The following is a 22895-nucleotide window of genomic DNA, read 5'->3' on the forward strand; positions in this document are numbered from 1 at the left end:
AACCTGCCCCACCCGTGACCGGCGTCACGTCGCGGGCAATTACTCGGCCGCCCGCAGCTGCTCCTCGGTCATCCCCTGCCGCCAGTACCCGACGAAGGTGACCCCGCGCCGGTCGATCCCGCGCTCCCGCACGAAGTGCCGGCGCAGCTCCTTCACGCACCCGGACTCGCCCGCGATCCAGACGTACGGCCGCTCGGCGTGCGGGAGTTGGGCGGCGCGGAGGGCGTCGAGGGCCAGGGGGGAGCACGGGGCGCCGGCCGGGTCGGTCACCAGCCAGGTGATCTCCGCGTCCGCCTCGGTCGCGAGGTCCTGGATGTCCCCGGCATCGTGCACCTCCAGCCAGACGCGGGCGCGCTGTCCGGCGGGGAGGGCTTCGAGGATCGCGCAGACCGCGGGCAGGGCGGTCTCGTCCCCCCAGAGCAGCACCAGGTCGGTGTCCTCGGGCGGCCGGAACCGGATCGCCCGGTTGTCGGCGACGGCGGGCCCGAGCAACTGGACCCGGTCGCCCGCGGCGGCCCGCGCGGCCCACCGGGAGGCGGGTCCGGCGGGCTCGTGCAGCACGAAGTCGATGTCGATCTCGTCGGGGTCCCGGCGGAGCCCTCGCAGGGTGTACGACCGCATCACGGCCCGTACATCGTCGGGGAGTTCACGCCAGGCCTGCCACCACCCGTCCCCGAGCTCGACGGGAACCCCGGGCTCGGTCCGGCCCTCGGCGGGGAGGAACAGGGACAGCGACTGGTCGCGCCCGTCGGAGAAGAAGTGCTGGAGATCCTCCCCGGTGAAGCTGACCCGGACCAGAGACGGACCGAGCCGCCTCGTCCGTACGACCTGGAGGGAGAAGAAACGGAACGGGGCGGCTACGGCCGTCGTCATGTCGGGCTCCTGGGGTTCAGGAAGTGCTACGGGGTCAGCTGACCTTCTTCGCGGTCTCGATCGCCTTGGCGAGGTTCTCCACCATCGCCACGCACTTGTCGTACGACAGGATCGGCTCCGGCGACCGCGCGATGACCTGCCCCGCCTTGACCGCGGGCAGCTTCTTCCAGGTCGCCTCGGTGATGTCGGCCGGCTGGATCGTGGCCGTACGGTCGTCCATCATGATGATGTCGGCCGCGTACTTGTCGACGTTCTCCCAGCTCAGCGACTCGTACCAGCCGCCGGAGGCCTTGAGCACGGACGCCGGGGGCTCCACGAAGTTCACGCCGAGCGCCTTGAAGTACTCGAGGTCGATGGACAGGTTGGAGCCGGAGACGTAGAAGACGTCCTGGGCCGCGGATCCGGCGAGCACCTTGATGTCGGGGTGGGCCTTGGCGGCGGCACGCAGCCGCTCCGAGGCCGACTCGAACCGCTTCTTCGCGTCGGTGACCTTCGCCGCCGTCATGTCGGCACCGAGGGACTCGGCCAGCTCCCACACCCGCTGCAGGGGCGTGGTGATCTGACGGTCGTACACGGAGACCGCCACGCTCGGCGCCAGCTTGGCGATCTTGGACGCGGAGGCCGCGGGGACGTACCAGAGGGTGCCGGCGCTGTCGAAGGTCGTGGTGATGAGGACCTCGGGCGCGAAGGCCGCGTACTGCTCGACGTTGAACTGGTCCCAGACGTTGCCGAAGACGGTCAGCTTGCTGACGTCCATGTCGCCGGCCTGGACGTCGGCCTTCCCGTCCTTGGTCTTTGTGGGGCCGAAGACGCCCTTGACCTCGATGCCGTAGTCGTGGAGCGCGGCGGCGACGCCGACGAAGGCGACGATCTTCGTGGGGACCTTGTCGAGCTTCACGGTCGTACCGCGGTCGTCCTTGAAGGTCCACGCCCCGGACTTCGCGGCCGTGGTCCCCTTGCCAGAGCCCTCGCTGCTGGAGTCGTCGTCACCACAGGCCGCGAGCACGGCGCCGAGGCCGAGTGCGCCGCCCGCGGCGAGGATGCCACGGCGGGTGAGGTGGGCGGCTCGTGCGTTGGACATGTATGGCTGCTTTCGAACGGGGCGAAGCGCCCGCCGGACAAGTTCGAAGGTAGGTTAGCCTAACCTCATCAATTGTCCAGAGGGCGGGGCGCCGCCCCGTCGAAACGGTGAGTGCCCGGTGGGCTCCGGTCTAACCGGTAAGCCCCAACTCGCGTGCGATCAGCATCCGCTGGACCTCGCTCGTGCCCTCGCCGATCTCCAGGATCTTGGAGTCGCGCCACATACGGGCGACCGGGTACTCGTTCATGAAGCCGTAGCCGCCGTGGATCTGCGTGGCGTCGCGGGCGTTGTCCACGGCGATCGTGGAGGAGTACAGCTTGGCGAGGGCCGCCTCCTTCTTGAAGGGCTCACCGGCGACCAGGCGCGAGGCCGCGTCCCGCCAGGAGAGGCGGGCTGTGTGGGCCCTCATCTCCATGTCGGCGATCTTGAACTGGATCGCCTGGTTGGCGCCGATGGGCCGCCCGAAGGCTTCCCGCTCCTTCGCGTACTTCACCGACTCGTCCACACAGCCCTGCGCGAGCCCGGTCGCGAGGGCGGCGATGGCGATGCGGCCCTCGTCGAGGATGCGCAGGAACTGGGCGTAGCCGCGGCCCTGTTCACCCAGCAGGTTCGCCGCCGGGACCCGGACGTCGGAGAAGGACAGCTCACGGGTGTCGGAGGCGTTCCAGCCGACCTTCGAGTACGGCGCCGCGACCGAGAAGCCCGGTGTGCCGGACGGCACGATGATCGAGGAGATCAGGGGCTTGCCGTCCGGCTTGCGCCCGGTGACGGCGGTGACGGTGACCAGGCCGGTGATGTCGGTGCCGGAGTTGGTGATGAAGCACTTGGTGCCGTTGATGACCCACTCGTCGGTGTCCGGGTCCAGGCGGGCCGTCGTCCGGGTCGCCCCGGCGTCGCTGCCGCCGTCCGGTTCCGTGAGGCCGAACGCGCCCAGGATCTCGCCCGAGCACAGCCGGGGGAGCCACTCGCGCTTCTGCTCCTCGGTGCCGAACAGATGGATGGGCATGGCGCCCAGGGAGACGCCGGCCTCCAGGGTGATCGCCACCGAGGAGTCCACGCGCGCGAGTTCCTCCAGCACGAGGCCGAGCGCCAGGTAGTCGCCGCCCATACCGCCGTACTCCTCGGGGAACGGCAGCCCGAACAGGCCCATGCGGCCCATCTCGCGGACGATCTCGTACGGGAACTCGTGGTGTTCGTAGTACTCGCCGATCTTCGGCGCCACTACGTCATGGGCGAACTCCTCGACGGTACGGCGGAGTTCTTCCAGCTCGGGGGAGAGGCGGTGGTCCATCGGGGGTTCACTCCTGGTGGGAGAGGGCGCGGACGGTGCGGGAGGGGCTGGGTCGGCCCAGGTGTTCGGCCATCCAGGCGCTGGTGGCGACGAGACGGCCGAGGTCGACACCGGTGTCGATGCCGAGGCCCTGGAGCATCCACACGAGGTCTTCGGTGGCGAGGTTGCCGGTGGCGGACTTGGCGTACGGGCAGCCGCCGAGGCCGCCCGCGGAGGCGTCGACCGTCGTGACGCCGTGTTGCAGGGCCGCGTAGGTGTTGGCGAGGGCCTGGCCGTAGGTGTCGTGGAAGTGCACGCCCACCTTCTCGACGGGGACGTCGAGTTCGGTCAGCAGCGCGCGTACGTGCCCCGGCGTCGCCACTCCGATGGTGTCGCCGAGGCTCAGCTCGTCGCAGCCCATGTCGAGCAGGGCGCGGCAGACCCTGGTGACCTGGGGGACCGGGACGGCGCCCTCCCACGGGTCGCCGAAGCACATCGACAGGTAGCCGCGCACGTGCACACCCTCGGCCTTCGCCCGCGCGACGACCGGCTCGAGCATCGCCAGGGCCTCGTCGACCGTGCGGTTGAGGTTGGCCTTGGCGAAGGACTCGGTGGCGCTGGCGAACACGGCGACCCGACGGGCTCCGAGGGCCAGCGCGCGGTCCAGGCCCCGTTCGTTCGGGACGAGGACGGGCAGGTCCACGGGCAGGTCGGCGATCTGCGGGAACAGCTGCTCCGCGTCGGCGAGTTGGGGTACCCACTTGGGATGGACGAAGCTCGTCGCCTCGATCGTGGTGAGCCCCGCGTCGGCCAGGCGGCGCACGAACTCGGCCTTGACCTCGGTGGGCACGGTCGACTTCTCGTTCTGCAGGCCGTCGCGGGCGCCGACCTCGTGGATGCGGACGCGGGCCGGAAGCCCGCTCTCCGGTACGACCATGGGGAGTGTCATCGCTCGTCCTCCACGGGGGTGATGTCCACGGGGGTGATGACCGCCAGCACCTGGTCCATGGCGACCGTGGTGCCCGGCGTGACGTCCAGCTCGGCGACCGTGCCGGCGTGCGGGGCGGAGATGACGTGCTCCATCTTCATCGCCTCGACGACGAGCAGACTCTGCCCCGCAGCCACCTCCTCGCCGACGGCCACCTTCACCACGGTCACCGTGCCGGGCATGGGGGCGGTCAGGGATTCGGCACCGGCGTGCCCGCCGCCGGTGAGGGACGCGGCCACCGGGTCGTGGTCGCGGACGTGCCAGGCGTCGGCGTCCCGGCCCACCCAGTCGCCGGCCCGGTGGAAGGTGTGCCGGACGCCGTCGAGGGTGACGGTGACCTGGTAGTCAGTGACGGTGTGGGTGCCGCGCGGGACGTACTCCACGGGCTCCTGCACGCTCAGCGGGAAGCCGACGGCCTTCGTGAACCCGGAGCCCCCGAGCCGCCAGCCGCTCGGCACCGAGAACGGATCGGTCCAGCCCTCTCCGCGCGGACGCAGCGCCTCGAGCCGTACGGCGGCCGCCGCCTCGTACACCTCGTCCGGTACGTCCGTGGAGACCAGGTCGTCCACCACGCGCTCGACCAGACCGGTGTCCAACTCGCCCGCGACCACCGCTGGATGGGCCAGCAGCCGGCGCAGGAACCCCGCGTTGGTCTGCACGCCCAGGGTGACCGTCTGTGCGAGGGCCGCCCGGAGCTTCCTGAGCGCGGTCGCGCGGTCCGGGCCGTAGGCGATGACCTTGGACAGCATCGGGTCGTACAGGCTGCCGACCTCGGTGCCCTCGCTGAGCCCGGAGTCGGTGCGGACTCCGTCGCCCTGGGGTTCGTGGAGGCGGAGCACGGTGCCGCCGGAGGGGAGGAAGCCCTTCGACGGGACCTCGGCGCAGATCCGGGCCTCGATCGCGTGCCCGGTCAGCCGGACCTCCTCCTGCCCGAACGGCAGCCGCTCGCCCGCCGCCACCCGCAGCTGCCACTCCACCAGGTCCAGTCCGGTGATCAGCTCGGTGACCGGGTGCTCCACCTGGAGACGGGTGTTCATCTCCATGAAGTAGTACGACGACGGGTCGTCGCCCGGCACGATGAACTCCACGGTGCCCGCGCCCCGGTAGCCGCAGGAGCGGGCCGCCTCGACCGCCGCCTCGCCCATCGCCGCGCGCGTGTCCTCGTCGAGGAGGACGCTGGGCGCCTCCTCGATGATCTTCTGGTGCCGGCGCTGCAGGGAGCACTCGCGCTCGCCGAGGTGGATCACGTTCCCGTGGCCGTCGGCCAGCACCTGGATCTCGATGTGCCGGGGCCGGTCGACCCACCGCTCCACGAGCAGGGTGTCGTCACCGAAGGAGGTGCGGGCCTCGCGGCGGGCGGCGGCGATTTCCTCCTCCAGGACGGTGAGGTCCCGGACCAGCCGCATGCCCTTGCCGCCACCGCCCGCGCTCGGCTTCAGCAGTACCGGGGCGCCCAACGCGCGCGCGGCCTCGGCGAGTTCGGGGTCACGGCCGCCGGGCACGACCGGCACTCCGGCCGCCTCGACCGTCTCCTTGGCGCGGATCTTGTCACCCATCAGGGCGATGGAGTCCGCCGTCGGCCCGATGAAGACCAGCCCTGCTGCTTCGCAGGCGCGCGCGAAGGCCGCGTTCTCGGCGAGGAAGCCGTACCCGGGGTGGACGGCCTGGGCGCCGGTGCGGGCGGCCGCCTCCAGGAGGCGCTCGGCGGACAGATAGCTCTCCGAGGCCGGCGCCGGTCCCAGCCGTACGGCGGTGTCGGCCTCCCGGACGTGCCGCGCGTCGGCGTCCGCGTCGGAGAAGACGGCCACCGACCGCACGCCCAGGGCGCGCAGGGTGCGGATGACGCGGACCGCGATCTCGCCCCGGTTGGCGACAAGCACTGTGTCAAACATGGGTCCTCACATCCGGAAGACGCCGAACTGGGGGTCGCCCAGCGGCGCGTTGGCGCATGCGGTCAGGGCCAGGCCGAGCACCTGACGGGTGTCGAGCGGGTCGATGACCCCGTCGTCCCAGAGGCGGGCGGTGGCGTAGTAGGCGTTGCCCTGACGCTCGTACTGGGCGCGGATCGGGTCCTTGAAGGCTTCCTCGTCCTCGGCGGACCAGCTCTCGCCCCGCTGCTCCAACTGGTCCCGCTTGACGGTCGCGAGGACCGACGCGGCCTGCTCGCCGCCCATCACGGAGATCTTGGCGTTGGGCCACATCCACAGGAAGCGCGGGGAGTAGGCCCGGCCGCACATGGAGTAGTTCCCGGCGCCGTACGACCCGCCGACGACCACGGTCAGCTTGGGCACGCGCGTGCAGGCGACCGCGGTCACCATCTTGGCGCCGTGCTTGGCGATGCCGCCCGCCTCGTAGTCCTTGCCGACCATGAAACCCGAGATGTTCTGGAGGAACAGCAGCGGGATGCCGCGCTGGTCGCACAGCTCGATGAAGTGGGCGCCCTTCTGGGCCGACTCGGAGAACAGGATGCCGTTGTTGGCGACGATCCCCACCGGGTGGCCGTGGATCCGGGCGAAGCCGGTGACCAGGGTCTGCCCGAACTCGGCCTTGAACTCGGCGAAGCGGGAGCCGTCCGTGATGCGCGCGATGATCTCGCGGACGTCGTAGGGGGTGCGGGAGTCCACCGGCACCGCGCCGTAGAGACCGTAGGGGTCGACCTTGGGCTCCACCGCGGGCTCGACGGACCACGGCAGCGGCCCGCGCGCGGGAAGGGTGGCGGCGATGTTCCGCACGATCCTCAGCGCGTGGGCGTCGTCCTCGGCGAGGTGGTCGGTGACGCCGGAGATCCGGGAGTGCACCTCGCCGCCTCCGAGCTCCTCCGCGGTGACGACCTCGCCGGTGGCGGCCTTCACCAGCGGAGGACCGCCGAGGAAGATCGTGCCCTGGTTGCGGACGATCACGGCCTCGTCGCTCATGGCGGGCACGTATGCGCCCCCGGCCGTGCACGAGCCGAGCACGGCGGCGATCTGCGGAATGCCCGCGCCGGACATCCGGGCCTGGTTGTAGAAGATCCGCCCGAAGTGCTCGCGGTCCGGGAAGACCTCGTCCTGCATGGGCAGGAAGGCGCCGCCGGAGTCCACGAGGTAGATGCAGGGCAGGCGGTTGTCGAGGGCGACCTCCTGCGCGCGCAGGTGCTTCTTCACCGTCATCGGGTAGTACGTGCCGCCCTTGACGGTGGCGTCGTTGGCGACGATCACGCACTCGCGCCCGCTCACCCGCCCGATCCCGGCGATGACCCCGGCGGCCGGGGCCTGTCCGTCGTACATCCCGTCGGCGGCCAGCGGGGCCAGCTCCAGGAAGGGCGAGCCGGGGTCGAGGAGGGTGTCGACCCGGTCCCGGGGCAACAGCTTCCCGCGCGCGGTGTGCCGCTCACGCGCCCTGTCCCCGCCGCCCAGCCCGGCCGCCGCGAGCTTGTCCCGCAGCTCGTCCACGAGGGCCCGATGGGCCTCCTCGTTGGCCTTCCAGGCCGGAGACGCGGGGTCCGCCGCGCTCGTCAGCTCGGGTGCCTGATCCATGTCCTCGCGGTCCCCTCACCCAGTGATCGCCTGTTAATGAGCGTTAACCATTTCCTTCAGGTTAACGACCGCTAACCTCCCTGTCTAGAATTGCTTGCATGGCCACGAGAACCGACGCCCCCACCCGCCGCGAGCAGATCCTCAAGGAGGCCGCGCGGCTGTTCGCCGAGCGTGGGTTCCACGGCGTGGGCGTGGACGAGATAGGCGCGGCGGTCGGGATCAGCGGCCCCGGGCTCTACCGGCACTTCGCGGGCAAGGACGCGATGCTGGCGGAGCTGCTGGTCGGCATCAGCGGCCGGCTGCTGACGGGCGGCAAGCGGCGGGTCGCCGAGTCGGGCGGCCGGGACCCCGGGGCGCTGCTGGACTCGCTGATCGAGGGCCACATCGACTTCGCACTCGACGACCGCCCCCTGATCACCCTGCACGACCGAGAGCTGGACCGCCTCCGGGACAGCGACCGCAAGCTGGTGCGGCAGCTGCAGCGGCAGTACGTCGAGCTGTGGGTGGAGATCCTGCGCGAGGTCTACCCCGGCCTCGCGGAACCCGCCGCCCGCTCGGCCGTGCACTCCGTCTTCGGGCTCCTGAACTCCACCCCGCACCTGGGTCGCCCCGGCTCCCTCCCGGGTCGCGGCGCCACCGCGGAGCTGCTGCACCGCATGGCCAGGGGGGCGTTCGCTGCCGCGGCGGCGTGACGAGCGTTACGGGATCACCTCTGGACGGCTCTCCTTACCGGCCGGTACGGTATCTGAGCAAGCGCTTAGCCATGGGACCGCAACCATCAATTGAGGAACCCCCACGGCGAGCAACCACATCCGCGAGAGCGGCGCCGGTTTAGGCGCAAAGAAGGGTGGCGGCGGTGCGCCGTACTGTGTTCAACGAGGACCACGAGGCGTTCCGGGAGACCCTGCGCGCCTTCATCGAGGCCGAGGTCGTCCCCGTCTACGACGAGTGGTTCGCAGCCGGCCAGGCGCCGCGCGACTTCTACTACAAGCTCGCCGAGCTCGGCATCTTCGGCATCCGCGTGGACGAGGAGTTCGGCGGCGCCGGCATCGACTCGTACAAGTTCGAAGCAGTGATGTACGAGGAGACCGCACGCGCGGGCGTGCAGTTCGGTGGCTCCGGTGTGCACGTCCTGCTGGGCCTGCCGTACATCAAGATGCTCGCCACCGACGAGCAGAAGAAGCGGTTCCTGCCGAAGTTCGTCACCGGCGAGGAGATGTGGGCCCTCGCGATGACCGAGCCGGGCACCGGCTCCGACCTCGCGGGCATGAAGACCACCGCCAAGCTCTCCGAGGACGGCACGCACTACGTCCTCAACGGCGCCAAGACCTTCATCACCGGTGGCGTCCACGCCGACCGCGTGATCGTCTGCGCCCGCACCTCCGCGCCCACCGCCGAGGACCGCCGCTTCGGCATCTCGCTGTTCGCCGTGGACACCAAGTCCGAGGGCTACTCCGTCGGCCGCAAGCTCGACAAGCTCGGCCTGAAGACCTCCGACACCGCCGAGCTCGCGTTCGTCGACGTCAAGGTGCCCGTCGAGGACCTCCTCGGCGAGGAGAACAAGGGCTTCTACTACCTCGGCCACAACCTCGCCTCCGAGCGCTGGGGCATCGCCTTCGGCGCCTACGCGCAGGCCAAGGCCGCCGTCCGGTTCGCCAAGCAGTACGTCCAGGACCGCACCGTCTTCGGCAAGACGGTCGCCTCCTTCCAGAACACCAAGTTCGAGCTGGCCGCCTGCCAGGCCGAGGTCGACGCGGCCGAGGCCGTCGCCGACCGCGCGCTCGAAGCCCTCGACGCCGGCGAGCTCACCCCCGCCGAGGCCGCCTCCGCCAAGCTGTTCTGCACCGAGGTCGCCCACCGTGTGATCGACCGCTGCCTCCAGCTGCACGGCGGCTACGGCTTCATGAACGAGTACCCGATCGCCCGCCTGTACGCGGACAACCGCGTCAACCGCATCTACGGCGGCACCAGCGAGATCATGAAGACGATCATCGCGAAGGACATGGGTCTGTAAGCCGCCCGCAATCACCGGCCGGTACAAAAGAACCCCATGAGCCAGGCACTTCAGGACCTCCTCGATCTGCTCGACATCGAGCAGATCGAGGAGGACATCTTCCGCGGCGACTCCCGTCCCGCCGTCGTCCCCCGCGTCTTCGGCGGGCAGGTCGCGGCGCAGGCGCTGGTCGCCGCCGGGCGCACGGTCCCCGAGGACCGGCTCGCCCACTCCCTGCACGCGTACTTCCTGCGCCCCGGCGACCCGGGCGCGCCGATCGTCTACACCGTCGACCGCATGAACGACGGCCGGTCCTTCACGGCCCGCCGTGTCCTCGCGGTCCAGCACGGCCAGCCGATCTTCGCCCTCTCCGCCTCCTTCCAGCGGTACGAGGAGGGCTTCGACCACCAGGCCGCCATGCCGGCCGCCCCCGACCCGGCGACGCTGCCCACCTCCGCGGACCGGCTGCGCGGCTACGACCACCTGGACCCGGCGGTCGTCGAGCGGTTCCTCGAGGCCCGCGAGGCGATCGACCTGCGGTACGTCGACGAACCGCCGTTCGGAAAGTTCGGCGAGCCGCGCGAACCGCACTCCCAGGTCTGGTTCCGCACCAACGGCAAGCTCGCGGACGACCCGCTGCTGCACGTCGTCCTCGCCACCTACGTCTCCGACATGACGCTCCTCGACTCGATCCTGCTCGCGCACGGCCGCGGCGGCTGGGCGGTCGGTGACGTCGTCGGGGCCTCGCTGGACCACGCGATGTGGTTCCACCGCCCCTTCCGCGCCGACGAATGGCTCCTGTACGACCAGGAGTCCCCGTCGGCCTCCGGCGGCCGGGGCCTGGGCCAGGCCCGCATCTACACCCAGGACGGCCGGTTGGCCGTCTCGGTGATCCAGGAGGGCGTGGTCCGCGCGCCCAGGTGACCGACGCCTACGACAGTCCGGCCTCGCTCAGCAGATACGCCGTCATCGGGTCGTAGTAGCGCGGGCTCACCACGTGGTCGTCGAGGGGGACGGTCACCTGGACCGTGCCCTCGGCCTCGCCCACGAAGAGTGCCGGGTCGTTGGAGTCGGCGTAGCCCACCGCGTCCACGCCGTGCTGAGCGGCGTATCCCGCCCAGCCGTGGTCGGCGACGACCAGGTCGGGCAGCGGGCGGCCCTCGCGCTCCAGGGCCGTGAGGATGGCCTTCATCGGGTCGCCGGAGTGGGTGTGCCACAGCGTCGCGCCGTGCTCCAGGACCGCCACGTCCGCGAACTGCATGACGTATCCCTCGTCCGTCTGCAGCCCGTCCGGGATGACGACGATCTCGCAGCCGGCGGCGCGCAGCGCGGCACCGGTGGCGTGGTGGACGTCGAGGAGCCCGCCGGGGTGGCCGGTGGCGAGGAGCACCCGCTGCTGCCCGTCCGCCGCCTTGCGCAGCCGGGCCGCCATCCGCTCCAGACCTCCGACGGTCAGCTCCGGGTCGATGGTGTCCTGCCCGTACCGGTACTCCGGGTCGTCGTTGACGCCCACCCGCTCCGCCATCACCGCGAGCACGTCCTGCTCGTCGCTCCAGCGGTCCCCGAGCTCCAGACCGAACCAGTAGTGGCGGTTGCCGTTCGCCAGCTGGCGGTAGTGCGAGAGGTTGTTCTCCCGCGGGGTGGCCACCTCGCCCGCGATACGGGTCTTCACAAGGTGGTCGACGAGCTCGGCGCGGCTGGGTGTCCCGGGTATCGGCATGCCTCCCATTCTGAGGTACGCCCTCACGGGACCGCCTCGCATCCCGCCCGCTGGGACGCGGGTCACGCGCTCATGACCGGCGCAGCGCGAACCACAGCTCCATCCGTACGTCCGGGTCGTCCAGGTCCAGCTCCAGCAGCGCCGCGCACTTCGCGATCCGCTGCCGCACGGTGTTGCGGTGCACGTCGAGCGCGACCGCCGTACGGTCCCAACTGCCGTGCAGGGACAGCCAGGTGCGCAGGGTCTCCGGGAGGGCGGGGCTGCCTTGGAGGCAGGTCAGCAGGGCCCGGGCGTGCGCCTCGGCGTCCGTCTCCGGCACCAGGTCGGCGAGCGCCGGCCGGGCCCGGTACCGGACCAGCCCGGCGCGGGTCGCGCGGGCGCGGGCCAGCGCACGGGCCGCCTGGGTGTCGGCGACGGGCCACTCCCGCGGACCGGCGACGGCACTGACCCCCAGCGTCCACCCCGGCTGCGGAGCCGGTTCCCGGTCGGCGGGCAGCAGCACCCGGACGACCTCCCGCGCCACGTCGACGAGCGGCGACCCGAGCGCGGCGCCGAGCGCGGAGGCGGCGACCGGGTCGGGAGCGGCGAGCGTGTCGGGCCGGGCGTGCACGACGACCCACCGCTCGCCCCCGAGGAGCGGGGCCACGTCCTGGGCGGGGGCGCCCAGCAGCAGCCGTACCAGGGCGGACGACCGCGCCGCCCCCGACCCGCTCTGATGCTCACCGGTGAGCAAGGACAGCAGCACGGCGGCGACGGAGGCGATGGTGTGGTCACCGGGATCGCGGTGCGGGGCGGCGACGCCGAGGACGAAGCCGTGTCCGGCACCGAGGGAGTAGGCGGCGAGGTGGGCCTCGGCGGTCACGTGACTGGCGGAGGCCGGGGTGCCGGGACCGGCAGGGCGTACGACCTCGGCGAGTCCGGTCAGCGCCTGCCGGGCGGCCGCCCCCACCGGTCGCCCGGCGGCCGCGACCTCCGCCCCGTCCGGCCCGTACAGCACCGCCCACCCCCCGAGCCGCTGCGCGAGTTGCCGCAGCACGGACGGCACCGGGTCCGGGCGGGACGCGGCCGCCGCCAGGCTCTGCTGGGCCTCGGTCACCCGGCGCAGTTCCGTGTGGCGGGCCTGGGCCATCAACTGCCAGACCGCACGGGCCACGGCGGAGAACGTGGTCCGGGGAGGAACCTCCAGCAGTGGGAGTCCGTACGCCTCGCAGGCCGCCACCAGCGCGCGCGGGACCGTGTCGTGCACCGGCGCCACGCCGAAGCCGAGGGCCGCGCCGCCCGCCGCGACGATCCTCGACACATAGTCGTCGAAGTACGTCCCCGAATCCGCCGCCTCCGGAATGTGCACCCCGGCCGTCAGCAGCAGCTCACCGCCCAGCAGATACGGGTACGGGTCCGCCATCTCGGAGGTGTGCGCCCAGTGGATCACCGCCGCGGGCTCCGAGGGCCCCGCGATCTGCCGCAGCGCCAGGTCCTCACGGGCCAGCAGCGCCGCCAGCGGGACCGGTGGGGTGGGTGGGACCGACGGGTCCGGCATGGTGGACGTTCCCTCCATCCAGTACCGCACGAATGGATGAAACGTACACTTCGCAGCGGGTTTCCGGCCACCTAGTGTCGACGGCAGACGACAGAAGGAAGGCATACGACCATGAGCGCCCCCGAGACCCCCCGCGGCCCCGTCGACTCCTCCCGCATCCCGCGCTACGCCGGACCCGCGACCTTCGCCCGGCTGCCGCGCCTCGACGAGGTCGGGCGGGCCGACGTCGCCGTCGTGGGCGTGCCCTTCGACTCGGGTGTCTCCTACCGGCCCGGCGCCCGCTTCGGCGGCAACGCGATCCGTGAGGCGTCCCGGCTGCTCAGGCCCTACAACCCGGCGCAGGACGCGTCCCCCTTCGCGCTGGCGCAGGTCGCGGACGGCGGGGACATCGCCGTGAACCCGTTCAACATCAACGAGGCCGTCGAGACGATCGAGGCGGCGGCGGACGACCTTCTCGGCACCGGCGCCCGCCTGATGACCCTGGGCGGCGACCACACCATCGCCCTCCCGCTGCTCAGGTCCGTCGCTAAGAAGCACGGCCCGGTCGCCCTGCTGCACTTCGACGCCCACCTCGACACCTGGGACACCTACTTCGGCGCCGAGTACACGCACGGGACCCCGTTCCGGCGGGCGGTGGAGGAGGGCATCCTCGACACCTCCGCCCTCTCCCACGTGGGCACCCGCGGGCCGCTGTACGGCAAGCAGGACCTGGACGACGACGCCAAGCTGGGCTTCGGCATCGTCACGTCCGCCGATGTCATGCGGCGCGGCGTGGACGAGGTCGCCGACCAGCTCCGGCAGCGCATCGGGGACCGCCCCCTCTACATCTCCATCGACATCGACTGCCTGGACCCGGCCCACGCGCCCGGCACGGGCACCCCCGAGGCGGGCGGCATGACCTCCCGCGAGCTGCTGGAGATCCTGCGGGGTCTGGCATCGTGCAACCTGGTGTCGGCGGACGTCGTCGAGGTGGCCCCCGCGTACGACCACGCGGAGATCACGTCGGTGGCGGCCTCCCACACCGCCTACGAACTGACCACGATCATGTCCCGCCAGATTGCAGAGGCCCGCGCGCAGTGACTCACGACCACGACCTGGTACTCCGTCCGACGGAGGCGCAGATGTCCGCTGCGCTCAACCCTCCTCCCGGCCGCAACGGCGGAGACCTGGTCGTGGAGACGCTGGCCGCGCTCGGCGCGACGACCGTCTTCGGCCTGCCCGGCCAGCACGCGCTCGGCGTCTTCGACGCGCTACGGCGCTCAGACCTGCGGTACATCGGCCTGCGGGTGGAGAACAACGCGGGCTTCGCGGCGGACGCGTACGGCAGGATCACGGGGGAGGCGGCGCCGCTGCTGCTGTCGACGGGGCCCGGGGCGCTGACCTCCCTGGCGGCCCTCCAGGAGGCTGCCGCCGCGTCGGCCCCGGTGCTGGCGATCAGCAGCCAGATCCCCACGGCCGGTCTCGGCGGCGGCCGCCACGGCTATCTGCACGAACTCCCGGACCAGGCCGCCTCGTTCCGGGGCGTGGTCAAGTCGGTCCACACCGTCCGCGCCCAGTCCCAGATCCCCTCCGCGATCGAGGCGGCCTGGAAGTCGGCGCTGACCGCCCCGCACGGCCCGGTGTGGGTGGAGATCCCGCAGGACGTGCTGCTGTCCCCGACCCTGATCCCCGTGGTGACGGGCGGCGACGCCTTCCCCGAGGAGCTGCCGCCGCGCCCCGAACTCACCGCGGTGGCGGCCGACCTGCTGTCGAACGCGGCCCGGCCGGCGATCATCGCGGGCGGGGGAGTCGTACGGGCGGACGCCTCCCGCAAGCTGCGACAGCTGGCGGAGACGCTTCAGGCGCCGGTGGTCACCACGCCCGGCGGCAAGGGCGCCTTCCCCTGGACGCACCCCCTGTCCCTCCAGTCCTGGATCGAGGACCGCCACACCACGGACTTCCTGGAGGACGCGGACGTACTCCTGGTGGTGGGTTCGGGCCTGGGCGAACTCTCCTCGAACTACCACACGTTCAGGCCGCGGGGCCGGGTCGTCCAGATCGAGGCCGACCTCGGCAAGCTGGAGTCCAACCATCCCGCGCTCGGCATCCACGCGGACGCGCGACTGGCGTTGCAGGCGCTGCTGGAGACGGTGTCCCCGCGGGAGGACGCGCAGGCCGCGGAGCGTGTACGTGATGTGCTGGCCCGCGTTTCGGCCCGTATCGCCGCCCAGGAACTCACCCTGGAGCAGGACGTGTTGGCGTCGGTCCGCAGGGCGCTGCCCGCCGACTCCCCGTCCTTCTGGGACATGACGATCCTCGCGTACTGGGCCTGGTCGGCCTTCGACGCGAAGGGCCCCAACCACATGCACTCGGCCCAGGGTGCCGGCGGCCTCGGCTACGGCTTCCCCGCGGCGCTCGGCGCGGCGGTGGCCGACCCGACCCGCCCGGTTCTGGCGGTGTCCGGTGACGGAGGGGCGCTGTACTCGATCGCCGAGCTGGCCACGGCCCGCCAGTACGCCCTGAACGTCACCTGGCTGATCGTCGACGACGGCGGCTACGGCATCCTGCGCGAGTACATGACGGACGCCTTCGGCCAGGCCACGGCGACGGAACTGTCCCGTCCCAACTACGTGGCACTGGCCGAGTCCTTCGGCGTCCCCGGGGTCCGTACGACCCCGGAGAGCCTCGCGGACGACCTGTCCAAGGCGATCGGCTCACCGGGGCCGTCGGTGGTCGTGCTTCCGGCGGTGCTGCGGATGTTCGCGCCGACGCACCTGTAGCCGGGTCCTACCAGATCGCCTCGACCCACTCCGGGTGGTCGATGAACGGGTTGCGGTTGTGCTGGTAGGTGCCGTAGATGACCTGGTTGCGCTTCTCCTCGAAGGCGCTCGGCGGGTCCGCCGCGTTCCACGCCTTGAGGACGGAGAGCTTGCCGATGTACGGGTTGGAGCCGTTGCCGACCTTCTCGTTGGGCTCCAGGTCGGCGAAGCCGTCGCCGCCGTCGTAGCGCACGGCCATGAAGAGGATCATGCGGGCCACGTCACCCCGGTCCGCGGCGCGCGGCGCGAAGGAGTCGGAGTCGACGGTGCTGCCGCCGCCGTTGGTGACGGCGCTGCCGCCGTTGTCGAAGTCCAGGTTGCCGCGGATGCTGTTGATCTGCACGTCCGCGGGACGCAGGTGGTGCAGGTCGGTGCCGGGCCCGGTCACCTCGCCGAAGTCGCCGTGGGACTTGGCCCACACGTGCTCACGGTTCCAGTCGCCGACGTCTCCGCCGTCGAGGGACTTGCTGCGGGAGACGCCGCTGTACAGCAGGATCACGTTGCTGCTGTTGTTCGGGTCCTGGTCGGTGACCTTGAGCGCGTCCCAGACCGCGGAGTACGAGATCTTCGAGACGTTGGCGCTGATGATCGTGTGCAGGGAGGACTTCAGGCTCGTGCCCGTCTTGCCGACCGCGTTCTTGTAGTACGTCGCGTCGTACGCGGTCGTCGTGGCGGCGGCCGGGGTCGTGGTCACGACCGGGGCGGCGAGCCCGACCAGCACGGCGGCGGTGGTGAGCGCCACCGACTTCCAGCTGCGGATGCGTGTCGCCAGCATAAAGGGGGTCCCATCTACGCGGGTTGAATGGAGGCGGCACTTGGGAGCGTGACATGGACATGCGGCGGTGTAAATGGATGCTGCGTGTCCATTGGGTGACCTGAAACGGCAAACCAGGCCTTGTCTACGCGAGTTGACACGCCGACGCCCCCAGGGGCACAAGGGCTCCTGGGGGCGTTGTGACGGCAGTGCCTAGTCGGCGAAGAGTGCGCCGAACTGGGCGGAGCCCGAGGTGGAGACTCCGACCGAGGTCACGGAGAGGGCGCGGGCGCCGGTCGTGCCGATCTTCGTGCCGGTGGAGGGCAGGTAGGTCACCGCTCCGTCGCCGCCGTCCTCGTACGACCCGATGACCAGGTCGGCCCTGCCGTCGCCGTTGACGTCGTCGAGCTTGACGTCGGCGCCGAACAGGTCGCTCTTCTCGTCGGTGCCGGGGACGCCCGCCGTGCTCTGCGCGAAGGACTGCAGGCCGGTGGAGGTGTTGATGCCGCTCGCGGAGCCGTACATGACGGTGACCATGCCGGCGTTGGTGACGCTGCCGAGGTCCTCGTTCGGGGTGGAGACGACCAGGTCCTGGTAGCCGTCGCCGTTGACGTCGCCCAGGTCCAGGTCCCAGCCGAAGGCGTCACCCTTCTCCGAACTGCCGGGTACGTTCCCGGTGTTCTGGGTGATGCCGGTGGTCGAGGCGGGGCCGGACGCGGAGCCGTAGGTGATGCTGACCTTGCCACCGTTCGCGGAGTCCGGGATGGTCTGGCCGTCGCCGGAGGTGGCGTCCCAGCCGGCGCCGGTGACGATGTCGCCGTAGCCGTCGCCGTTGATGTCACCGATGCCGGTGACGATGCCCGGCTTGAGGGTCTTGACGCCCGCGACGCTCAGACCGCCCGCGGTGCCCGGCACCCAGTAGTTGGTGTTCCAGCCGTTGTCCGTCTGCGTCTCGTAGCCGTCGACCACCAGGTCGGTGCGGCCGTCGCCGTTGACGTCGCCGGCGGTGAGCTGCTGCGGGCCGTAGGGGAAGCCGGACGAGCCGGGCATGATCGGCGGCTTGACGGTGTAGCGGCCGCCGGGCAGGCCGGTGGAGCTGCTGAAGCCGCCCTTGTAGACGTAGAGGGTGGCGGAGGAGTTGCCGACGGCCAGGTCGGCCTTGCCGTCGCCGTCGAAGTCGCCGGCGGCCAGGGACAGGCCCCAGTTGTCGTGCGAGGAGACAGCCGGGTCCGGCACGTCACTGGCCTTGCCGGTGAGGCCGCTCGCCGAGCCCCACAGGATCGCGAGGGCGCCGCCGTCGGTGTCGGTGCCGACCTTCTCGTACGGCGAGGCCACGGCGAGGTCGTCGTAGCCGTCGCCGTTGAAGTCGGCGTAGGCCGTCGCGCCGCCGAACAGGTCTCCCGTCTCGGCGTTGCCGGGCACGGTGCCGGAGTTCTGGCTGAGGACCGTGCGCTTGGCCGAGGTCACGCCGGAGCCGGTGCTGCCGTAGAGGGCGACGACCTGGCCGGCGTCGGCGTGCCCGCTGACGGAGGCGGTGGCGGCCGTGGCCAGGACGTCGCCGATGCCGTCGCCGTTGAAGTCGGCCTTGGCGACCTTGAACGAGTCGGCGGCGGTGGCCGTCGTCGCCGAGACAGCGAGCAGACCGCCCGTCAGCGCGGCAGCGGCGGCCGTCGCGAGGGCGAGTCTGAGGTGCGGGTGGTGCTTCTGGTGCATGCGGGATTCTCCTGCTGCATGCGGGGGATGCCTGCGGGCATCCGCGTCGATGGGGTGCGGACCGTCCGTGTTTGCCTGGTGTTGTCCTGCGGGACACGGGCGGTCGGCGATCAGGAGACTTCTTGTGGGGCCCGAGGGTTGTACGGGACGCCGGTGGCTCTTCACCGGCGCCGGCCGGGCGTACGACGATGTCCCGCGCCCCTTTCCGGAAGGGCGCGGGACATCGTCGTAGGGCGGACAGCCGGTGTCGTGGTCAGCCGACGTCCGAGGGGTCCAGCCGGTAGATGGTCGAGGTGCTGTTCGACTGGCTGCTCTGCGAAGAGGAGCCGCCCGTGCTGTAGTCGCTCTCCTTCACCGCCGTGCCGTTCTTCTGCACCCAGCTGGTGATCTCCTGGCTGAGACTGCTGTTGCCGCCCATGCCCCCGCCGCCGAGCTGGATGTAGTGCAACTCGCCTTCCTTGACCAGCTTTTTGAGCCTGGCGAGGGTCATCGCCTGGTCGGTGCCGGTGAAGCCCCACATGGAGATGACGGGCTCGTGCGTGCTGAGGATCAGCTGGCCGGCACCCTGCGAATTGGACACCGCCAGCAGCCACTTGGCGCCGTCCTGGTGCTTCTCCAGGTACGAGATCAGGGCGCTGTCGACGTTGCCGCCCATACCGCCACCGCCACCGCCCGTGCCCGCGCCGGGCCTACCGGTCGTGCCGCCGGTCCCGCCGGGAGCCGTACCGCCGGCCGGGAACTCCCCGCTGGTGCCGCCCGGCGCCCCGCCCTGCGGGAGCTCACCGGTGCCGCCGCCGGGCTGCATCTGGCCGCCGCCATCGCCGTTGCTGCCGCCGTTGCCGCCAGGGAGCTCCCCGCCCGCCTGGCCGCTGCCCTGCTGGGTGCCGCCCGGCATCCGGTCGCCGGGACCGCCGTTGCCGCCGCCGAAGCCGCCCCGGCCGGCACCGCCCCCCGGACCGCCCATGCCGCCCCCGGTCGACGGCCCCGCCGTCGGGTTGGTGCCGCCCATGCCGCCGGAGGCGGAGGAGAGGGCCGGTGAGGCGGCGTACGCCGTCGGACCCGCGAGGGCCGCCACGATCGCCGCCGCGACGGACACCCCGAGCAGCCGCAGCCGCGTCCCCGAGCCCGCCGTACGGAAGACGAACAGGCCCACGATCGCCAGGACCATGAGGACGCCGACGACCGGCCACAGCCAGGTGTTCCAGCCGGTGGCCCGGCGCAGCAGCACGATCGCCCAGATTCCGGTGACCGCGAGCCCGGCCGGCAGCACCCAGGACCAGCGGGCGTCACCGCCGCGGAAGGCGCGCCACAGCATGACGCCGCCCGCGCCGGTCAGCGCCGCGATGCCGGGGGCGAGCGCGGTCGTGTAGTACGGGTGCATGGTGCCCTCGGCCATCGCGAAGGTCAGGTAGTGCAGCACCAGCCAGCCGCCCCACAGGACGAGCGCGGCCCGTGTCCTGTCGGTGCGCGGGGCCCGGCCGCACAGCACCAGGCCGGCGACGAGCGCGAGGAACGCGAAGGGGATCAGCCAGGAGATCTGGCCGCCGAGGATGTCGTTGAACATCCGGCCGATGCCCGCGGTACCGGCGAACGTGCCGCCACCGCCGCCCCCACCGCCGCCCCCACCGCCGCCCCCGCCGTTGCCCTCGCCGCCGAGGACCCGGCCCAGGCCGTTGTAGCCCATGATCAGGTCCCAGGCGGAGCCGTCGGTCGAACCGCCGATGTAGGGCCGGTCGTCGGCCGGGACGAGGGACACCGCCGTCGCCCACCAGAAGCTGGAGACCGCCAACGCCACCGCCGCGAGGGCCAGGTTGACGGCCTTCTTCCGCCAGCCGAGCCGCGACGCGTACACGTACACCGCGAAGACGGCCGGCAGGGCGATGTACCCCTGGAGCATCTTGGTGTTGAAGGCGAGCCCGAACAGGACCGCCGAGCCGATCAGCGGCAGCAGCCTGTCGGTGCGCACCGCGCGCAGCGCGAGGGCCGCGCCGCCGACCATGAGCAGGACGAGGACGGTGTCGGGGTTGTTGTCCCGGTCGATCGCGACGGTGATCGGGGTCAGCGCGAGGACGATCGCGGCGATCGCGGCCGCCATGTGCCCGAACACCCGCTTCACGGAGGTGTGCAGGATCCAGATGGTGCCGAGGGCGGCCGCGATCTCGGGCGCCATCATCTGCCAGGTGCCGAAGCCGAAGACCCGGCACGACAGCCCCATGATCATCAGCGCGAAGGGCGGCTTGTCGACGGTGAGGAAGTTCCCCGCGTCGAGCGAGCCGAAGAACCAGGCCTTCCAGCTCTGCGTACCGCTGTAGATCGCGGCGCTGTAGAAGCTGTTGAGGCTGTTCCCGCTCAGGTTCCAGCCGTACAGGACCCCGGCCAGGACCAGGATCGCGAGCAGGACGGGCAGCGACCAGCGCGGGGCCTTGTCCGGGGGAACCGCGGGCGGGGCCGGGGGTGGCCAGTCGGCGGACACGGTCTCGGCGTGGGGGTGGGGATCGGTGGCAGATGTCACCCGGGCATCGTGCGAAGGGCGGTTGGGTGAGGGCTGTGACGTAGCTGGCGCCATCCTGTGAAAAAGCCACGGGTTGGGTAACGACTCGCACAACCATTCCCCATGCGTACAACCATTCGCCCCCGTACGAGAGTCAACAGGGCATGACACGGGGGATATTCAGACACAGGAAATGGATCGCGGCGGGCGCGCTGGCCGCGTGCGTCGCCGTCGCCACGCCGGCCGCCGCCGCGACCGCACCGGCCGTCAGCTGCACGTCCGCCAAGGCGGGCCTCGCCGACAAACTCAAGCGGGACATCACGTCCGCCCTCTCCAACCGCTCCGGCACCGTCGCCGTGGGCCTCTACGACCGTACGACCAAGACCACCTGCACCCTGCGCTCCTCGACCGCCTACGACTCGGCGAGCGTGGTCAAGGTGACCGTCCTCGCCACGCTCCTGTGGGACGCGAAGAAGCACAACCGGTATCTGACCGACCGCGAGAACACCCTCGCCAAGGCCATGATCACCAAGTCGGACAACGACGCGACCAGCAAGCTGTGGCGTCAGCTCGGCCTGACCAAGATCAAGGGCTTCCTCACCGCGGCCGGCATGACCCAGACCAAGCCGGGGGCGAACGGCTACTGGGGCCTGACCCAGATCACCGTCACCGACGAGCAGAAGCTGCTCAAGCTGGTCACCGCGAGCAACACGGTCCTGAGCGACAACGCGCGTGCCTACATCCTGAAGCTGATGGGCCAGGTCATCTCCTCGCAGCGCTGGGGGACACCGTACGGCGCCGGATCGGGCATCGCCTGGCACGTCAAGAACGGCTGGCTCCAGCGCTCCACGCACGGCTGGCGGGTGCACAGCGTCGGCACCTTCAAGGGCGGCGGCCACGACTACATGATCACGGTGCTCACGCACGGCAACAGCTCCATGAACTACGGCATCACCACGATCCAGGGTGTCGCCAAGGTCATCCACCGGGATCTCGCGGCGAGCTGACGCCTGCCGGACTCCCGCACGTCACCGGCCCGTCCTACGGTGACGCCCATGCAGCTGAGAACCGTACTCGCGACCACCACCGCGGCCCTGGCGGCGGCGGCCTGCCTCGCGGCCACAGGCCCGGCGCAGGCCGCCGCGCCGGTGAGCCACGCCTGCTCCCCGTCCGTCTCCCTCGACCGCTTCTCCGACGCGCTCGACAAGACGACGTACGACGGCACCTTCGTCGGCAATCTCTCCGCGCTCGCGGTGGACCGGGACGGCTCGCTGGCCGCCCTCTCGGACCGCTCCTCGCTGTTCTCCCTGGACGCGAAGACCCTGGCGCCGAGGTCGGTCGTCCCGCTCGCCGACGAGAACGGCGCCGCGCTGGACTCCGAGGGCCTGGCGATCGACAAGGACGGAACCCGGCTGATCACCTCGGAGACCGAGCCGTCGATCCGCCGCTACGGCGCGGACGGCACGATTCTCGACCGCCTCCCCGTCCCGGCCTCCCTCCAGGTCGCCCCGGCGGGCCGCGCCACCTCGAACCAGACCTTCGAGGGCCTGACCCTCCTGAACGGCGGCCGCACCCTGCTCGCCTCCATGGAGTACTCGCTCTCCGGCGACACGGCCGGCACCGTCCGCTTCCAGACCTGGCAGCGGCAGCGGCACGGAAAGGGCTGGAAGCCCGGAGCCCAGTACGCCTACCGCACCGACGCCGCCTTCCTCGGCGTCCCCGAGGTCCAGGCCCTCCCCGACGGCCGCCTCCTCGTCCTGGAACGCGGCTTCACCCCGGGCGTCGGCAACACGGTCCGCCTGTACCTGGCCGACCCCCGCCACGCGACGGACACCAGCGGCGTCGAGAACCTGACGGGCCAGTCCGACGTACGCCTGATCAAAAAGACCCTGCTCACGGACATCGCGAGCTGCCCGACCCTGGGCGCGACGGCCAAGCAGCCCCAGCCGAACCCCCTCCTCGACAACATCGAGGGCATGGCGGTCACCGGCCACGACAAGGGCCGCCTCAAGGTGCTGCTGGTCAGCGACGACAACCAGAACGCCGTACAGACGACGCGGTTCTACTACCTCGGCGTGCGGGTCTGACCCTCGGGAATATTGCGGAGGGATGAAATCCGCTTACTTCGGCGTTGGTGCCTTCCGGTAGATCAGGACGACCGA

At 71.3% G+C, this 22895-nt stretch carries 18 protein-coding genes; 7 read left to right on the plus strand and 11 right to left on the minus strand.

The window, feature by feature from the left end; all coding sequences use genetic code 11:
• Window positions 1-39 precede the first annotated feature (39 nt).
• The 6 genes from ACZ39I_RS00125 to ACZ39I_RS00150 form a co-directional block, all read right to left on the minus strand.
• Entirely contained in the window at window positions 40-873 is an 834-nt protein-coding gene (locus tag ACZ39I_RS00125) for a siderophore-interacting protein (protein ID WP_467241232.1), read from the minus strand.
• 34 nt (window positions 874-907) lie between these two features.
• Window positions 908-1954 (minus strand): ABC transporter substrate-binding protein, encoded by a 1047-nt coding sequence (locus tag ACZ39I_RS00130; protein WP_467241234.1) that lies wholly within the window; start codon window positions 1952-1954, stop codon window positions 908-910.
• Window positions 1955-2084: 130 nt separating this feature from the next.
• The gene (locus ACZ39I_RS00135) at window positions 2085-3245 is read right to left on the minus strand and encodes an acyl-CoA dehydrogenase family protein (RefSeq protein WP_467241236.1); all 1161 of its coding nucleotides are present in this window, start codon (window positions 3243-3245) and stop codon (window positions 2085-2087) included.
• 7 nt (window positions 3246-3252) lie between these two features.
• Entirely contained in the window at window positions 3253-4173 is a 921-nt protein-coding gene (locus ACZ39I_RS00140) for a hydroxymethylglutaryl-CoA lyase (protein ID WP_467241238.1), read from the minus strand.
• Window positions 4170-6104 (minus strand): acetyl/propionyl/methylcrotonyl-CoA carboxylase subunit alpha, encoded by a 1935-nt coding sequence (locus tag ACZ39I_RS00145; protein WP_467241240.1) that lies wholly within the window; start codon window positions 6102-6104, stop codon window positions 4170-4172. The genes ACZ39I_RS00140 and ACZ39I_RS00145 overlap by 4 nt, the downstream gene beginning before the upstream one ends.
• A gap of 6 nt (window positions 6105-6110) precedes the next feature.
• Window positions 6111-7727, minus strand: coding sequence for a carboxyl transferase domain-containing protein (locus ACZ39I_RS00150; RefSeq protein WP_467241241.1), 1617 nt, complete (start codon window positions 7725-7727; stop codon window positions 6111-6113).
• 98 nt (window positions 7728-7825) lie between these two features.
• Between ACZ39I_RS00150 and ACZ39I_RS00155 the strand changes: the two genes are divergently transcribed.
• From ACZ39I_RS00155 to ACZ39I_RS00165, 3 genes are all read left to right on the plus strand, one after another.
• Window positions 7826-8419 carry an SACE_7040 family transcriptional regulator gene (locus tag ACZ39I_RS00155; RefSeq protein WP_467241243.1) on the plus strand — a complete coding sequence of 198 codons (594 nt, stop codon included), beginning with the start codon at window positions 7826-7828 and terminating at the stop codon, window positions 8417-8419.
• Between the two features lie 164 nt (window positions 8420-8583).
• A complete protein-coding gene (locus ACZ39I_RS00160) occupies window positions 8584-9741 on the plus strand; it encodes an acyl-CoA dehydrogenase family protein (RefSeq protein WP_352384389.1) in 1158 nt (385 codons plus the stop codon).
• Between the two features lie 36 nt (window positions 9742-9777).
• The gene (locus ACZ39I_RS00165; RefSeq protein ID WP_467241246.1) at window positions 9778-10644 is read left to right on the plus strand and encodes an acyl-CoA thioesterase; all 867 of its coding nucleotides are present in this window, start codon (window positions 9778-9780) and stop codon (window positions 10642-10644) included.
• A 7-nt stretch (window positions 10645-10651) separates the two neighbouring features.
• On the opposite strand, the gene ACZ39I_RS00170 is transcribed toward ACZ39I_RS00165, so the two are convergent.
• Together ACZ39I_RS00170 and ACZ39I_RS00175 are read right to left on the minus strand one after the other, a co-directional pair.
• Window positions 10652-11440, minus strand: a complete 789-nt coding sequence (locus tag ACZ39I_RS00170) for a phosphatase (RefSeq protein ID WP_352384251.1) — start codon at window positions 11438-11440, stop codon at window positions 10652-10654.
• 70 nt (window positions 11441-11510) lie between these two features.
• Window positions 11511-12977, minus strand: coding sequence for a PucR family transcriptional regulator ligand-binding domain-containing protein (locus ACZ39I_RS00175; RefSeq protein ID WP_467241248.1), 1467 nt, complete (start codon window positions 12975-12977; stop codon window positions 11511-11513).
• Window positions 12978-13088: 111 nt separating this feature from the next.
• Here ACZ39I_RS00175 and speB point away from each other — a divergent pair, with 111 nt between their 5' ends.
• Together speB and ACZ39I_RS00185 are read left to right on the plus strand one after the other, a co-directional pair.
• Window positions 13089-14057, plus strand: a complete 969-nt coding sequence (gene speB, locus ACZ39I_RS00180; RefSeq protein WP_403652538.1) for an agmatinase — start codon at window positions 13089-13091, stop codon at window positions 14055-14057.
• Window positions 14054-15736, plus strand: a complete 1683-nt coding sequence (locus tag ACZ39I_RS00185; protein WP_467241250.1) for a thiamine pyrophosphate-binding protein — start codon at window positions 14054-14056, stop codon at window positions 15734-15736. The genes speB and ACZ39I_RS00185 overlap by 4 nt, the downstream gene beginning before the upstream one ends.
• 7 nt (window positions 15737-15743) lie before the next feature.
• Here ACZ39I_RS00185 and ACZ39I_RS00190 read toward each other — a convergent pair whose 3' ends face one another.
• The 3 genes from ACZ39I_RS00190 to ACZ39I_RS00200 all read right to left on the minus strand — a co-directional run bounded on the left by ACZ39I_RS00190 (window position 15744) and on the right by ACZ39I_RS00200 (window position 20754).
• Window positions 15744-16550 (minus strand): endonuclease I family protein, encoded by an 807-nt coding sequence (locus ACZ39I_RS00190; protein ID WP_467241252.1) that lies wholly within the window; start codon window positions 16548-16550, stop codon window positions 15744-15746.
• A 192-nt stretch (window positions 16551-16742) separates the two neighbouring features.
• Window positions 16743-18242, minus strand: coding sequence for an FG-GAP-like repeat-containing protein (locus ACZ39I_RS00195; RefSeq protein ID WP_467241254.1), 1500 nt, complete (start codon window positions 18240-18242; stop codon window positions 16743-16745).
• Window positions 18243-18495: 253 nt separating this feature from the next.
• Complete coding sequence (locus ACZ39I_RS00200; protein ID WP_467241256.1) at window positions 18496-20754, minus strand: mannosyltransferase YkcB-related protein; 2259 nt, start codon at window positions 20752-20754, stop codon at window positions 18496-18498.
• 143 nt (window positions 20755-20897) lie between these two features.
• Here ACZ39I_RS00200 and ACZ39I_RS00205 point away from each other — a divergent pair, with 143 nt between their 5' ends.
• Together ACZ39I_RS00205 and ACZ39I_RS00210 are read left to right on the plus strand one after the other, a co-directional pair.
• A complete protein-coding gene (locus ACZ39I_RS00205; protein ID WP_403652520.1) occupies window positions 20898-21740 on the plus strand; it encodes a serine hydrolase in 843 nt (280 codons plus the stop codon).
• Window positions 21741-21788: 48 nt separating this feature from the next.
• Window positions 21789-22820 carry an esterase-like activity of phytase family protein gene (locus ACZ39I_RS00210; RefSeq protein ID WP_467241258.1) on the plus strand — a complete coding sequence of 344 codons (1032 nt, stop codon included), beginning with the start codon at window positions 21789-21791 and terminating at the stop codon, window positions 22818-22820.
• Window positions 22821-22895: the final 75 nt, after the last annotated feature.

It is taken from the genome of Streptomyces sp. NPDC024687, assembly GCF_055559055.1.